Raw genomic sequence first — 14,053 nt, forward strand, 5'->3', positions numbered from 1 at the left:
AATGCAGGTTGAAGTTGACTTACCGAATCACTCTTATCATATCAAAATTGAAGAAGGATGTTTTTCTGAGGCTGGTGACTGGGTATCACATTTATGGCAGAAACAAATGATAACTATTATCACAGATAGTAACGTAGAAATATTATACGGGGAGTCGCTTGTCAACCAGTTAAAAAAACAAGGTTTTACAGTACATGTTTTTAGTTTTGCTGCGGGTGAAGCTAGTAAAACTTTGGAAGTTGCTAATCGTATTTATGGTTTTTTAGCAAAGCATCATATGACCAGAAGCGATGGGATCATTGCACTTGGTGGAGGCGTTGTCGGAGATTTAGCAGCGTTTGTTGCTTCTACTTATATGCGGGGAATCCATTTTCTTCAAATTCCAACTAGTTTAACAGCACAGGTTGATTCTTCCATTGGCGGAAAAACAGGAGTCAACACTTCATTCGCTAAAAATATGGTAGGTACTTTTGCACAACCTGATGGTGTACTGATAGATCCTGTTACTCTAAAAACATTGGGCAATCGTGAATTAGTTGAAGGTATGGGAGAAGTCATCAAATATGGCTTGATTGATGATATAAAACTCTGGCATATCTTAGAAGAGATGGATGGGTCTATTGATAGTATCCTTGATAATGCATTAGCTATTATTTATCACTCTTGTCAAGTTAAACGAAAGCATGTTTTAGCTGATCAATACGATAAAGGGTTAAGGATGCATTTAAATTTTGGCCACACTATCGGTCATGCTATCGAAGTACATGCTGGCTATGGAGAAATAATGCATGGAGAAGCTGTTGCAATTGGAATGATCCAGCTTTCCCGTGTGGCTGAGCGTAAAAATCTTATGCCAAGAGGTATCAGTCAAGATATTTATAATATGTGTTTAAAATTTGGCCTTCCGGTCCACTATGCGGAATGGGATAAGGACGTCTTATTTGACATATTGAGTCATGATAAAAAAGCAAGTGGACAATTTATTAAAATTGTTATACTGCCTCAATTAGGTAGTGCAACAGTCCACCAAATACCTTTAGAAGAAATGAGAGATTATTTGGAGAAATAGATGAGATATTTAACTGCTGGTGAGTCACATGGACCGAGTTTAACAGCTATTATCGAAGGGATTCCTGCGGGACTGAAATTATCTGCTAAAGATATTAATGAAGATTTAAAACGCCGCCAAGGTGGTTATGGTCGTGGGAATCGAATGAAAATTGAAACTGATCAAGTGATCATTAGTTCTGGTGTGCGCCATGGAAAAACCTTGGGTTCACCTATTACACTGACAGTAACTAATAAGGATCATAGCAAATGGCTGGACATCATGTCAGTCGAAGACATTGAAGAACGTCTAAAGCAAAAACGTCGTATTAAGCATCCTAGACCTGGGCACGCAGATTTAGTAGGTGGAATCAAATACCGTTTTGATGATTTGAGAAATGCTTTAGAGCGTTCTTCGGCTCGTGAGACCACAATGCGAGTAGCTATTGGTGCGATTGCTAAACGTATCTTGAAAGAAATTGGTATCGAAATTGCTAACCATATTGTAGTTTTCGGTGGCAAAGAGATTACTGTCCCTGATAAGCTAACAGTTCAACAAATCAAAGTGTTATCTAGTCAATCGCAAGTAGCTATCGTCAATCCATCATTTGAACAAGAAATTAAGGATTATATTGACAGTGTGAAAAAGGCTGGAGATACTATCGGAGGAGTGATTGAAACTATCGTTGGAGGAGTTCCCGTTGGTTTAGGCTCTTATGTACACTGGGATAGAAAGTTAGATGCTAAGATAGCGCAAGCAGTTGTATCTATCAATGCTTTTAAAGGTGTTGAATTTGGTCTAGGTTTTAAGTCAGGTTTTTTAAAAGGAAGTCAAGTAATGGACTCCATATCATGGACAAAGGACCAAGGTTATATACGTCAGTCAAATAATTTAGGCGGTTTTGAAGGCGGTATGACTAATGGAGAGCCTATTGTCGTTAGGGGAGTAATGAAGCCAATTCCTACGCTTTACAAGCCACTAATGTCAGTTGATATTGATACTCACGAGCCTTATAGAGCTACAGTGGAACGTTCTGATCCCACGGCACTTCCGGCTGCAGGTGTCGTTATGGAAGCTGTAGTAGCCACCGTCCTGGTGACAGAAGTGCTAGAAAAATTTTCTTCAGACAACATGTATGAACTAAAAGAAGCTGTAAAACTATATCGCAATTATGTTAATCATTTTTAAGTGAAAACTAGTAGCATTCAATTGCAAAAAAAGGTATAAAAGTCTACAATAGTGGTAAGTTCAAGTAGAAAAAGGAGTAACTTATGGCTAATGTATATGATTTAGCAAATGAATTAGAACGTGCTGTTCGTGCTTTACCAGAATACCAAGCAGTTTTAACTGCAAAAGCAGCTATTGAAAGTGATGCGGATGCACAAGTGCTTTGGCAAGACTTTTTGGCTACCCAATCAAAAGTTCAAGAAATGATGCAATCTGGCCAAATGCCAAGTCAAGAAGAACAAGATGAAATGTCTAAACTTGGGGAAAAAATTGAATCCAATGACCTTTTAAAAGTTTATTTTGACCAACAACAACGGTTGTCTGTCTATATGTCTGATATCGAAAAAATTGTCTTTGCACCCATGCAGGACTTAATGTAATAGTATAAAAGAGAGAGCTCCTTGAGTTTTCTCTTTTGTAATATTTCAATTTATGATAGTCTACTGAACTAGCATTGCCTACATTATATTGGTTTTGCATTCTACGTAGCAGAAAATTGTGACTGTAAACACTTTGTGATAGAGTATAGGTATCAATGATTCAAGGAGAGAGTAATGTCAAAACAATATGATTATATCGTTATTGGTGGAGGTAGTGCAGGCAGTGGTACCGCTAATAGGGCAGCCATGTATGGAGCAAAAGTCCTGTTAATTGAAGGTGGACAAGTAGGTGGAACTTGTGTTAACTTAGGTTGTGTACCGAAGAAAATCATGTGGTATGGTGCACAAGTTTCTGAGACACTCCATAAGTATAGTTCAGGTTATGGTTTTGAAGCCAATAATCTTAGTTTTAATTTTACTACTCTAAAAGCTAATCGCGATGCTTACGTGCAGCGGTCTAGACAGTCGTATGCCGCTAATTTTGAGCGTAATGGGGTCGAAAAGATTGATGGATTTGCTCGTTTTATTGATAACCATACTATTGAAGTGAATGGTCAGCAATATAAAGCTCCTCACATTACTATTGCAACAGGTGGACACCCTCTTTACCCTGATATTATTGGAAGTGAACTTGGTGAGACTTCTGATGATTTTTTTGGATGGGAGACCTTACCAAATTCTATATTGATTGTTGGGGCGGGCTATATCGCGGCGGAACTTGCTGGAGTGGTTAATGAATTAGGCGTTGAAACCCATCTTGCATTTAGAAAAGACCATATTCTACGCGGATTTGATGACATGGTAACAAGTGAGGTTATGGCTGAAATGGAGAAATCAGGTATCTCTTTGCATGCTAAACATGTACCTAAATCTCTTAAACGCGATGAAGGTGGCAAGTTGATTTTTGAAGCTGAAAATGGGAAAACGCTTGTCGTTGATCGTGTAATATGGGCTATCGGCCGTGGACCAAATGTAGACATGGGACTTGAAAATACCGATATTGTTTTAAATGATAAAGGTTATATCAAAACAGATGAATTTGAGAATACTTCTGTAGATGGCGTGTATGCTATTGGAGATGTTAATGGGAAAATTGCCTTGACACCGGTAGCAATTGCAGCAGGTCGTCGCTTATCAGAAAGACTTTTTAATCATAAAGATAACGAAAAATTAGATTACCATAACGTACCTTCAGTTATTTTTACTCACCCTGTAATTGGGACGGTAGGACTTTCAGAAGCAGCAGCTATCGAGCAATTTGGAGAAGATAATATCAAAGTCTATACATCAACTTTTACCTCTATGTATACGGCTGTTACCACTAATCGCCAAGCAGTTAAGATGAAGCTCGTAACCCTAGGAAAAGAGGAAAAAGTTATTGGGCTTCATGGTGTTGGTTATGGTATTGATGAAATGATTCAAGGTTTTTCAGTTGCTATCAAAATGGGGGCTACTAAAGCAGACTTTGATGATACCGTTGCTATTCACCCAACTGGATCTGAGGAATTTGTTACAATGCGCTAATGCTATCAAAGAATACAAAAAAAGCTAGGGAACCTAGCTTTTTTTAAGGTGTTGTTGTATTTCCAATAGTTGAGGTATCGGTAGTAGTATTATTTGTTTGATCATTGTTAGTACTAGATGATGTTTGATCATTATTGGCAGCAGAATTTGAACTGCTACTCGGAGTACTACTAGCAGAGGAATTTTCTAGTGTTTGGCTGGATGATGCCCTTGTCTCATCTTTTTCAGTAGAAACTTGGTTACTAGAATTTTGTCCACTTTCTCTTATAATGACGGTTTTTGAAGTAGAAGAATCAGTCTTACTAGAGTCTTTGTGATTATTAATCGCATTAGTAATAGTAATAGAGGCAACAATAATACTTAAAACACTACCGACTAATGCAATTGTTTTTTGAAGTGCAGAAAAACCTGTTTTTATATGCTTAGCGGGTGATTGAGTTGAATCAGTATTAGTCTTAGTAGACTTTTTCTGTTGTCTTGAATATCCTTTTGACATGACGCCCTCCTTAAATGTACATCAACTATTATATGATTTTATCCTAAAAAAAGCTAAAGAAAAAATAATTTTAAACATTTAAATAAGCAACCTAGGTTATTAAGCTATGTTAGTGTAATGGGTAGTGAGTTTTGTGATAAATTATGAGAATTATCATAAATATTATTTTGGGATGTTCACAAACTAATATAAATAGTAGGGAAATTATGCTATAATAACACTGATTGACTTTAGAAGGACAGATTTATGATTTATTTTGATAATTCGGCAACTACTATTCCCTATCCAGAAGTTTTAAGGACTTATCAAGAAGTAGCTAGTAAAATCTATGGAAACCCCTCAAGTTTACATGAGCTAGGAACAACATCTTCTCGGATTTTAGAGGCTAGCCGTAAACAAATTGCTAGTTTACTTGAGCTTAAAGTAAATGAAATTTTCTTTACATCTGGCGGTACAGAGGCCGATAATTGGGTTATTAAGGGCCTTGCGTTTGAGAAACAACATTTTGGAAATCATATTATTGTTTCTGATATCGAACACCCAGCTGTTAAAGAGTCTGCTAAATGGCTTGGAGAGTATGGGTTTGAGATTGATTATGCGCCAGTAGATGATAAAGGATTTGTAGACGTAGAAGCACTGGTCAAATTAATTAAACCAGAAACGATTCTTATTTCAATTATGGCAATAAACAATGAAATTGGTTCTATTCAGCCAATAAAAGCTATTTCAGACTTGTTGTCAGATAAACCTACTATATCGTTTCATGTTGATGCTGTTCAAGCAATAGGTAAGATACCGACTAAAGATTATTTGACTGAGCGAGTTGATTTTGCATCTTTTTCTAGTCATAAATTTCACGGCGTTCGTGGGGTTGGCTTTCTATATATTAAAGAAGGAAAACGTATTTCACCATTACTAACAGGTGGTGGACAAGAATCTGATTTACGTTCAACTACTGAGAATGTCGCAGGGATTGCAGCTACTGCTAAAGCTTTACGAATGGTTATGGACAAGGAAGTAGTAGCTATTCCTAAAATAAGTAAAATGAAAACCATTATTCATGATGAATTAGCCAAATATGAGGATATTACGTTATTTTCGGGTAAGGAAGATTTTTCACCTAACATTATCACGTTTGGTATCAAGGGTGTCCGAGGAGAAGTTCTTGTCCATGCCTTTGAGGGACATGATATTTTTATCTCGACAACTAGCGCTTGCTCTTCTAAAGCAGGTAAACCAGCAGGAACTCTTATAGCAATGGGAATTTCAACTAAGTTAGCCCAAACTGCTGTACGTATCAGCTTAGATGATGACAATGATATGGGACAAGTAGAGCAATTTTTAACTATTTTTAAACAAGTTTATGAAAAAACCAAGAAAGTTAGAGGATAAGATGCAGTATTCAGAAATTATGATTCGTTATGGAGAGCTCTCTACTAAGAAGAAAAACCGTATGCGCTTCATCAATAAGTTAAAAAATAATATGGAGCATGTACTCTCCATTTATCCAGATGTTTCAGTAAAAACAGATCGTGATAGAGGACATGTATATCTCAATGGTACAGATTATCATGAAGTTGCAGAGTCCTTAAAAGAGATTTTTGGTATCCAAGCTTTTTCTCCATCTTTTAAAGTAGAAAAAAATGTTGATACATTGGTAAAAGCTGTCCAGGAAATTATGACTTCCGTTTATAAAGATGGGATGACTTTTAAAATTACCGCAAAACGTAGTGACCACTCATTTGAATTGGATAGCCGTGCTCTAAATCATACTTTAGGAGATGCCGTTTTTTCAGTCTTGCCAAATATTAAGGCTCAGATGAAGCAACCAGATATCAATCTTAAAGTCGAGATACGAGATGAGGCTGCTTATATTTCATATGAGAATATTAGGGGTGCAGGAGGATTACCGGTAGGAACATCTGGAAAAGGGATGCTGATGTTGTCTGGTGGGATTGATTCTCCGGTGGCAGGTTACCTAGCGTTAAAACGTGGTGTAGATATAGAAGCAGTCCATTTTGCAAGTCCTCCTTATACTAGCCCAGGTGCATTGAAAAAAGCACATGATTTAACACGTAAATTGACAAAATTTGGTGGTAATATTCAATTTATTGAAGTTCCATTCACAGAAATTCAAGAGGAAATTAAGGAAAAAGCTCCTGAAGCTTACTTGATGACGTTAACACGTAGGTTTATGATGCGTATTACAGATCGTATTCGTGAGAACCGAAATGGTCTTGTTATTATTAACGGTGAAAGTTTAGGGCAGGTGGCAAGCCAAACGCTAGAAAGTATGCAAGCCATTAATGCTGTCACTGCAACACCGATTATTCGTCCTGTGGTCACGATGGATAAGCTAGAAATTATTGATATTGCTCAAAAAATAGATACTTTTGATATTTCAATTCAACCATTTGAGGATTGCTGTACGATTTTTGCACCAGATCGCCCAAAAACTAACCCTAAAATTAAGAATACAGAACAGTATGAGAAACGTATGGATGTAGAAGGTCTGGTAGAGAGAGCAGTTGCAGGGATTATGGTAACTACTATTCAACCTCAAGCAGATAGTGATGATGTTGATGACTTGATTGACGATTTATTATAATGAATTTTTAAACTACAGATTTATTCTGTAGTTTTTTATTAAAATGATTGCGCTGTCATAAGGTTATAAAAAATGCTATAATACGAATAAAGGAGGCAAGTATGGCAAGAATCCCTTATCAGAAAACACTTATTTTTTGTGTAGCCGTTATTATTGCTATTTTTATTTTGGGATTATCTAGGGATTTAGCACAATCTAAAGGGCAAAAGGTTGCAAATAACAATACTGTAAAAACAGCACGTGTGGTTGCAAACGGAGATATTTTACTACACGATGTACTATATGCCAGTGCGCGCCAACCCGACGGCACTTATAATTTTACTCCTTATTTTAAAGAGGTAAAATCTTGGATTGAGAGCGCTGATTTAGCGATTGGTGATTATGAAGGGACGATTAGTTCAGAATATCCTTTAGCGGGCTATCCTTTATTTAATGCTCCTAATGAGATTGCAACTACTATGAAAGAAACTGGATATGATGTCGTTGACTTAGCACATAATCATATTCTGGATTCACAACTGGCAGGTGCTATCAATACTGTCAAGACTTTTAATCGTCTGGGATTGGATACTATTGGGGTTTATTTAAAGGATAGAAATAAAGAAGATATCTTAATTAAGCATGTAAATGGTATTAAAATTGCTATTTTAGGTTATTCGTATGGCTACAATGGTATGGAAGCTAATGTTTCAAAGAGTGACTATGAAAAACATATGTCTGATTTAGATACTAAAAAGATTAAGCAAGATATTAAAAAGGCTGAAAAAGAAGCAGATATCACCATTGTCATGCCACAGATGGGGATAGAATATCAAAAAAAACCTACTACAGAACAAGTAATGCTTTATCACAGTATGATTAAATGGGGGGCAGACATTATATTCGGAGGACACCCTCACGTTGTTGAACCGTCTGAAGTGATAAAAAAAGATGGCCAGAAAAAATTTATTATTTACTCTATGGGAAATTTTATTTCAAATCAGCGTTTAGAAACAGTTGATGATATCTGGACAGAAAGAGGATTATTAATGGATGTAACAATAGAGAAAAAAGGTCAAAAAACAGTAATTAAAAAAGTTAAGGCGCATCCAACACTAGTAGAAGCAAAAGCAAATGGCCGTTATGTTGAAGAAGGCTTTCCAGCTTATGATTATAGGACGCTAGTTTTAGAGGATTATATTGAAGGTGGTAAGAAACGTTCTACGATTGATCAGACTATGAAAGATAAAGTTGATAAAGCATATAAGGAGATGAATGAGTTAGTTAATTTGAAGTGGTAAAGTTGATAATTTTATTTTGTTTTATCTTGCATAAAAAAAGAGTTTATGATAAAATTTGAATGTTGACTAAATGCACATCCTGTGCAACCGCGCGAAAATCGTTAGATTAAGTAGGGCAAGGCTCTCACGATTTATAGGCGAGTCTTCACAGAGGGAAACCTCACAAGAAATTTTTATAGGAGGTGCATCATGAGCACATACGCAATCATCAAAACTGGTGGTAAACAAGTTAAAGTTGAAGTAGGACAAGCTATCTACGTTGAAAAACTTGACGTTGAAGCAGGAGCAGAAGTTACATTTAACGAAGTTGTTCTTGTTGGTGGTGAAACAACTAAAGTTGGTACTCCAGTTGTTGAAGGAGCTACTGTTGTTGGTACTGTTGAAAAACAAGGCAAACAAAAGAAAGTTGTTTCTTACAAATACAAACCTAAAAAAGGTAGCCACCGTAAACAAGGTCACCGTCAACCTTATACAAAAGTTGTTATCAACGCAATCAACGCTTAATTTTTCATGATTAAAGCAACTTTTACTCGTAATCAATCAGGCTATCTTTATAGTGCTGAAATCAGCGGTCATGCTGGTAGTGGCGAGTACGGCTTTGATGTGATTTGTGCAGCTGTTAGTACTTTATCAATTAATTTTATTAATTCATTAGAGGCTTTAACGACCTGCCAAGCGCAATTGATTATCAATGACGTTGAAGGTGGTTATATGAAGATAGATTTATCTTCTATACCACAACATAAAGAGGATAAGGTTCAATTATTATTTGAGTCTTACCTTCTTGGAATGACTAATCTGTCTAAAGATTCTTCTGAATTTGTTAGTACAATAGTCATGACACACTAATTTAAGAGAGGACACAACATTATGTTAAAAATGAATCTTGCTAACTTGCAACTTTTCGCCCACAAAAAAGGTGGAGGTTCTACATCAAACGGACGTGATTCACAAGCAAAACGTCTTGGAGCTAAAGCAGCTGACGGACAAACAGTATCAGGTGGATCAATTCTTTACCGTCAACGCGGTACACACATCTATCCAGGTGCTAACGTTGGACGTGGTGGGGACGATACACTTTTTGCTAAAGTTGAAGGTGTTGTTCGTTTCGAACGTAAAGGACGCGATAAAAAACAAGTGTCTGTTTACCCAATCGCAAAATAATGCCTAGTTAAGACTTTATGACTATTCATAAGGTCTTTTATTATTGTCAGAGCTTTCATTTTGTAACAAAAGACAATATGTTAAGAGATTTATCATTAATACTCATAAACTTTGTTGTTCTTTTACAGTGAAATAGTCCTAATTCATGAAGAATTTTCCGCAAGGATAGTTATTTTTTGGTATAATGAAGGGTACTAAAATGAGGAAGTGATAAAATGAATATTCAACAACTGCGTTATGTTGTTGCTATCGCAAATAGTGGTACTTTTCGTGAAGCAGCTGCAAAACTATTTGTTAGTCAGCCAAGTTTATCTGTTGCCGTTCGTGATTTGGAAACAGAATTAGGGTTTCAGATTTTTACGCGTACAACTACTGGTGCAGTGTTGACCAATCAAGGCATGACTTTTTATGAGAATGCTTTAGAAGTTGTGAAAAGCTTTGATTCATTCGAAAAACAGTTTTCGCAATCTGAAGCTACAGAGCAAGAATTCTCAATAGCAAGTCAACATTATGATTTTCTACCTCCTTTAATCACAGCGTTTTCAAAATGTAATGATAATTTTAGCTATTTCCGTATTTTCGAATCAACAACAATACGTATCTTAGATGAAGTTGCTCAAGGGAATAGCGAAATAGGTATCATTTATATCAATAGTCAAAATAAAAAAGGTTTACTTCAGCGGTTGGACAAATTGGGGTTAGAGTTTGTAGAGCTTATTCCTTTTAAAACTCATATTTATCTTGGGAAAGACCATCCCTTGGCTAGTAAAACATCTCTGATAATGACAGATTTAGAAGGATTACCAACCGTACGTTTTACACAGGATAGAGATGATTATCGGTATTACTCGGAGAATTTTGTGGAAGTACTTGATAGTTCTGTTACCTATAATGTTACTGATAGAGCAACATTAAATGGTATTTTAGAAAGAACCCAAGCTTATGCGACGGGCTCAGGATTCTTGGATAGCCGCAGTGTGAATGGTATCACTGTTATTCCATTAGAAGATCATCTAGATAACCAAATGATTTATATCAAACGAAAAGATCGTAATTTATCTCAGATGGCTTTAAAATTTGTTGCTGTTATGGAAGAGTATTTTAAGGGATTTAATTCATAGGAGAAGTAATGAGAAAGATTATTATACCAATAATAACTATTTTGTTGATTGCTTTAGATCAACTATCTAAGTTATGGATTGTTAAACATATTGAACTAAACCAAATTAAGGAATTCATTCCAAATATCGTTAGTCTAACTTATCTGAGAAATTATGGTGCTGCATTTTCTATTTTGCAAAATCAACAATGGCTTTTTACCTTAATTACAATCTTTGTTGTTTGTGTTGCTATTATTTATTTGATGAAACATATTAATGGAAGTTATTGGTTATTAATTTCTCTAACCTTAATCATCTCTGGTGGATTAGGAAACTTTATAGATCGCTTAAGATTGGGTTATGTCGTTGATATGGTGCATTTAGATTTTATTAATTTTGCTATCTTTAATGTAGCAGACTCATATCTGACAATTGGTATTATTTGCTTAATGATTGCACTTTGGAAAGAGGAAAGTAATGGAAATCACAATTAAAATAGCAGGAGTTAGGCTAGATAAAGCTTTAGCTGATAATTCTGAACTGTCGCGTAGTCAAGCTAATGAAGAAATTAAAAAAGGGATTGTGTTAGTAAATGGACAAGTAAAAAAAGCGAAATATACTGTTCAAGAAGGAGATCGGATTACTTTTGATATTCCTAAAGAGGAAGTACTAGATTATCAAGCTGAGAATATCCCTTTAGATATTATCTATCAAGATGATGACGTTGCTGTGGTTAATAAGCCGCAAGGAATGGTTGTTCACCCTTCTGCAGGCCACAGTTCGGGCACCTTAGTTAACGCCTTGATGTATCATATTAAGGATTTATCATCAATTAATGGCGTTGTTCGCCCAGGGATCGTTCATCGTATTGATAAAGATACTTCTGGTTTATTGATGGTTGCAAAAAATGATAGAGCTCACCAAGTGTTGGCTGAAGAGTTAAAAGATAAAAAATCGCTTCGTAAATATTTAGCAATTGTGCATGGTAATTTACCAAATGATCGAGGTGTGATTGAGGCTCCGATTGGTAGAAGCGATAAAGATCGTAAGAAGCAAGCAGTGACTGCTAAAGGTAAGCCAGCAATAACTCGTTTTCATGTTTTAGAACGTTTTGGTGATTATACCTTAGTTGAATTGTCATTGGAGACAGGTCGAACACACCAAATTCGGGTTCATATGGCTTATATTGGCCATCCTCTAGCCGGTGATCCTGTCTACGGTCCCCGTAAGACTTTAGGGGGTAAAGGACAGTTTTTGCATGCACAAACACTAGGTTTTACGCACCCAAGTAACGGAGAGAATTTGATTTTTTCAGTAGAGGTTCCGGAAATTTTTCAGACAACCTTAGACAAGTTGAGAAAAAATTAAGTTTTTCTTGAAAAATACTTTTACCATTTGCTATAATATAAGCAAATCATTCCTTTAACCTTATCCAGTGAGATAGTTAAGGAGAAACTTCAGACTAAATCAATGCCTGAGCGGCTTTGTCATTCTAGAGAGTCTCCTTTTGAAGGGGCTCTTTTATCTTAGAGAGGATACTGCAATGAAAAGAAAAGAAATTATTGATGATGTGACCATGAAACGTGCTATTACACGTATTACCTACGAAATTATAGAACGTAACAAAAATTTAGATAATATTGTCTTAGCAGGCATTAAAACAAGAGGTGTTTTTTTAGCCAAACGCATTCAAGAACGCTTGAAGCAATTAGAAAATTTAGATATTCCCGTTGGAGAATTGGATACTAAACCTTTCCGTGATGATATGAAAGTTGAAGTTGACACCACAACTATGCCAGTTGACATCACTGATAAAGATATTATATTAATTGATGATGTTCTCTATACAGGTCGCACTATTCGAGCTGCTATTGATAATCTTGTTAGTTTGGGGCGTCCGAGTCGTGTCAGTTTAGCTGTATTAATTGACCGTGGGCATCGTGAACTACCCATTCGTGCAGATTATGTGGGGAAAAATATTCCAACAAGTCAATTTGAAGAAATTCTAGTTGAAGTGATGGAACATGATGGTTACGATCGTGTGAGTATTATTGATCCGAGTTAAGTAGACGACTATTATTTACGATGATTTTATAGAAGGGGAAGAACCACAATGGCAAAAAAATTGTTAATTCTAGAGGATGGTACGGTTTTTGAAGGACTATCCTTTGGTTCATCTCTTGATGTAACTGGCGAATTAGTTTTTTGTACGGGGAATACCGGCTATCAGGAAATAATAACGAATCCTTCACATAATGGAAAAATTTTAGTTTTTACCTCACCGCTAATAGGAAATTATGGTATTCATCGCAGTTACTCTGAAGCCATTATTCCCACTTGTTTAGGAGTTGTTGTTGCAGAGTATTCCAGATGTGTAAGTAGCGATACTAGCAAGATGAATCTAGATGAATTTTTGAAAATGAAAAAGGTTCCTGCAATGTCGGGGGTCGATACAAGGTATTTGATGCAAGTTATTAAAGAAAAAGGATTTGTAAAAGCTACTTTAGCAGAAGCAGGTGATGTTTTATCACATTTACAAGATCAATTAATAGCGACAGTATTACCGACAAATAATGTGGAACAAGTTTCGACAAAAACAGCTTATCCGTCGCCTGCTAGCGGCCGAAATATTGTTGTACTTGATTTTGGCCTTAAACATTCTATTTTGAGAGAATTGTCTAAACGTCAGTGTGACGTGACTGTCATTCCCTACAATACGTCTTTAGAAGGTATTAAAAATCTATACCCAGAAGGTATCATATTATCTAATGGTCCGGGGAATCCAGAAAAGCTTCAGGAAGTCTTAAACACTATTAAAGAATTACAAAAATCTGTTCCTATGTTAGGCATTGGTTTGGGGCATCAATTAATTGCCATGGCAAATGGTGCAGAAATTATGAGACTCCCAGTTGCTAAGAAGGGGCCAAATTATCCCATGAGAGATATTGCTACGGGTCGTTTAGAAACAGTTAGTCAGTTTAATCATTTTACCGTTAACCGGCTAAATCTTCCGCATGATTTACTGGTAACACACGAAGGTTTGAATGATCAAGAGATTGTTGCTCTAAGGCACCGCTCATTTCCAGTGATGTCTGTGCAATTTTACCCAGAGGCTGCTCCAGGCCCTCATGATGTGACCTATTTTTTTGATGAATTTTTAGAAATGATTGGATCACGCGCTTAAACATAAGATATTATTTAAAGTCAGTCGGTGAGCTGATTAATA

The 14,053-nt window shown here is 36.2% G+C and carries 16 protein-coding genes and 1 other annotated feature; of the genes, 15 read left to right on the forward strand and 1 reads right to left on the reverse strand.

All coding sequences use genetic code 11. The features are described from left to right. Position 1: 1 nt before the first annotated feature. The 4 genes from aroB to gorA all read left to right on the forward strand — a co-directional run bounded on the left by aroB (position 2) and on the right by gorA (position 4,179). Positions 2–1,069 (forward strand): 3-dehydroquinate synthase, encoded by a 1,068-nt coding sequence (gene aroB, locus EGX70_RS00845; RefSeq protein WP_001195735.1) that lies wholly within the window; start codon positions 2–4, stop codon positions 1,067–1,069. After that, positions 1,070–2,236, forward strand: coding sequence for a chorismate synthase (gene aroC, locus EGX70_RS00850; protein ID WP_001269902.1), 1,167 nt, complete (start codon positions 1,070–1,072; stop codon positions 2,234–2,236). 83 nt (positions 2,237–2,319) lie between these two features. Next, entirely contained in the window at positions 2,320–2,655 is a 336-nt protein-coding gene (locus EGX70_RS00855; protein WP_000024627.1) for a YlbF/YmcA family competence regulator, read from the forward strand. Positions 2,656–2,829: 174 nt separating this feature from the next. Continuing rightward, positions 2,830–4,179, forward strand: coding sequence for a glutathione-disulfide reductase (gene gorA / locus EGX70_RS00860; RefSeq protein WP_000043877.1), 1,350 nt, complete (start codon positions 2,830–2,832; stop codon positions 4,177–4,179). A gap of 43 nt (positions 4,180–4,222) precedes the next feature. Here gorA and EGX70_RS00865 read toward each other — a convergent pair whose 3' ends face one another. Next, positions 4,223–4,675, reverse strand: coding sequence for a DUF6556 family protein (locus EGX70_RS00865; protein ID WP_000033716.1), 453 nt, complete (start codon positions 4,673–4,675; stop codon positions 4,223–4,225). Between the two features lie 246 nt (positions 4,676–4,921). Here EGX70_RS00865 and EGX70_RS00870 point away from each other — a divergent pair, with 246 nt between their 5' ends. From EGX70_RS00870 to EGX70_RS00920, 11 genes are all read left to right on the forward strand, one after another. After that, the gene (locus EGX70_RS00870) at positions 4,922–6,067 is read left to right on the forward strand and encodes a cysteine desulfurase family protein (RefSeq protein WP_000638897.1); all 1,146 of its coding nucleotides are present in this window, start codon (positions 4,922–4,924) and stop codon (positions 6,065–6,067) included. Position 6,068: 1 nt separating this feature from the next. Then, positions 6,069–7,283, forward strand: a complete 1,215-nt coding sequence (thiI, locus tag EGX70_RS00875; RefSeq protein WP_001200110.1) for a tRNA uracil 4-sulfurtransferase ThiI — start codon at positions 6,069–6,071, stop codon at positions 7,281–7,283. A 101-nt stretch (positions 7,284–7,384) separates the two neighbouring features. Then, positions 7,385–8,563, forward strand: coding sequence for a CapA family protein (locus EGX70_RS00880; RefSeq protein WP_000101240.1), 1,179 nt, complete (start codon positions 7,385–7,387; stop codon positions 8,561–8,563). Positions 8,564–8,638: 75 nt separating this feature from the next. Then, positions 8,639–8,718 (forward strand) — a sequence feature (ribosomal protein L21 leader region). 34 nt (positions 8,719–8,752) lie between these two features. Continuing rightward, the gene (rplU, locus tag EGX70_RS00885; protein WP_000109135.1) at positions 8,753–9,067 is read left to right on the forward strand and encodes a 50S ribosomal protein L21; all 315 of its coding nucleotides are present in this window, start codon (positions 8,753–8,755) and stop codon (positions 9,065–9,067) included. Positions 9,068–9,073: 6 nt separating this feature from the next. After that, the gene (locus EGX70_RS00890; RefSeq protein WP_000588480.1) at positions 9,074–9,412 is read left to right on the forward strand and encodes a ribosomal-processing cysteine protease Prp; all 339 of its coding nucleotides are present in this window, start codon (positions 9,074–9,076) and stop codon (positions 9,410–9,412) included. A 21-nt stretch (positions 9,413–9,433) separates the two neighbouring features. Continuing rightward, complete coding sequence (gene rpmA / locus EGX70_RS00895; protein WP_000916503.1) at positions 9,434–9,727, forward strand: 50S ribosomal protein L27; 294 nt, start codon at positions 9,434–9,436, stop codon at positions 9,725–9,727. Positions 9,728–9,942: 215 nt separating this feature from the next. Beyond that, the gene (locus EGX70_RS00900) at positions 9,943–10,848 is read left to right on the forward strand and encodes a LysR family transcriptional regulator (RefSeq protein WP_001025683.1); all 906 of its coding nucleotides are present in this window, start codon (positions 9,943–9,945) and stop codon (positions 10,846–10,848) included. 8 nt (positions 10,849–10,856) lie between these two features. Then, positions 10,857–11,321, forward strand: coding sequence for a signal peptidase II (gene lspA, locus EGX70_RS00905; RefSeq protein WP_001226250.1), 465 nt, complete (start codon positions 10,857–10,859; stop codon positions 11,319–11,321). Next, positions 11,305–12,195 carry an RluA family pseudouridine synthase gene (locus EGX70_RS00910; RefSeq protein ID WP_000406594.1) on the forward strand — a complete coding sequence of 297 codons (891 nt, stop codon included), beginning with the start codon at positions 11,305–11,307 and terminating at the stop codon, positions 12,193–12,195. Before lspA ends, EGX70_RS00910 begins: the two co-directional genes overlap by 17 nt. A 175-nt stretch (positions 12,196–12,370) precedes the next feature. Then, entirely contained in the window at positions 12,371–12,892 is a 522-nt protein-coding gene (pyrR, locus tag EGX70_RS00915) for a bifunctional pyr operon transcriptional regulator/uracil phosphoribosyltransferase PyrR (RefSeq protein ID WP_000823056.1), read from the forward strand. 48 nt (positions 12,893–12,940) lie between these two features. Then, a complete protein-coding gene (locus tag EGX70_RS00920; protein WP_001085245.1) occupies positions 12,941–14,011 on the forward strand; it encodes a carbamoyl phosphate synthase small subunit in 1,071 nt (356 codons plus the stop codon). Positions 14,012–14,053: the final 42 nt, after the last annotated feature.

The sequence above is a fragment of the Streptococcus sp. FDAARGOS_522 genome (assembly GCF_003812445.1).
Lineage (GTDB): Bacteria > Bacillota > Bacilli > Lactobacillales > Streptococcaceae > Streptococcus > Streptococcus agalactiae.

Coding starts and splice junctions, on each gene's coding strand:
- EGX70_RS00870 (WP_000638897.1), top strand. CDS start 4,922: ATGATTTATTTTGATAATTCGGCAACTACTATTCCCTATCCAGAAGTT.
- EGX70_RS00855 (WP_000024627.1), top strand. CDS start 2,320: ATGGCTAATGTATATGATTTAGCAAATGAATTAGAACGTGCTGTTCGT.
- rplU (WP_000109135.1), top strand. CDS start 8,753: ATGAGCACATACGCAATCATCAAAACTGGTGGTAAACAAGTTAAAGTT.
- EGX70_RS00920 (WP_001085245.1), top strand. CDS start 12,941: ATGGCAAAAAAATTGTTAATTCTAGAGGATGGTACGGTTTTTGAAGGA.
- aroC (WP_001269902.1), top strand. CDS start 1,070: ATGAGATATTTAACTGCTGGTGAGTCACATGGACCGAGTTTAACAGCT.
- pyrR (WP_000823056.1), top strand. CDS start 12,371: ATGAAAAGAAAAGAAATTATTGATGATGTGACCATGAAACGTGCTATT.
- EGX70_RS00890 (WP_000588480.1), top strand. CDS start 9,074: ATGATTAAAGCAACTTTTACTCGTAATCAATCAGGCTATCTTTATAGT.
- EGX70_RS00910 (WP_000406594.1), top strand. CDS start 11,305: ATGGAAATCACAATTAAAATAGCAGGAGTTAGGCTAGATAAAGCTTTA.
- EGX70_RS00880 (WP_000101240.1), top strand. CDS start 7,385: ATGGCAAGAATCCCTTATCAGAAAACACTTATTTTTTGTGTAGCCGTT.
- aroB (WP_001195735.1), top strand. CDS start 2: ATGCAGGTTGAAGTTGACTTACCGAATCACTCTTATCATATCAAAATT.
- gorA (WP_000043877.1), top strand. CDS start 2,830: ATGTCAAAACAATATGATTATATCGTTATTGGTGGAGGTAGTGCAGGC.
- EGX70_RS00865 (WP_000033716.1), bottom strand. CDS start 4,675: ATGTCAAAAGGATATTCAAGACAACAGAAAAAGTCTACTAAGACTAAT.
- thiI (WP_001200110.1), top strand. CDS start 6,069: ATGCAGTATTCAGAAATTATGATTCGTTATGGAGAGCTCTCTACTAAG.
- EGX70_RS00900 (WP_001025683.1), top strand. CDS start 9,943: ATGAATATTCAACAACTGCGTTATGTTGTTGCTATCGCAAATAGTGGT.
- rpmA (WP_000916503.1), top strand. CDS start 9,434: ATGTTAAAAATGAATCTTGCTAACTTGCAACTTTTCGCCCACAAAAAA.
- lspA (WP_001226250.1), top strand. CDS start 10,857: ATGAGAAAGATTATTATACCAATAATAACTATTTTGTTGATTGCTTTA.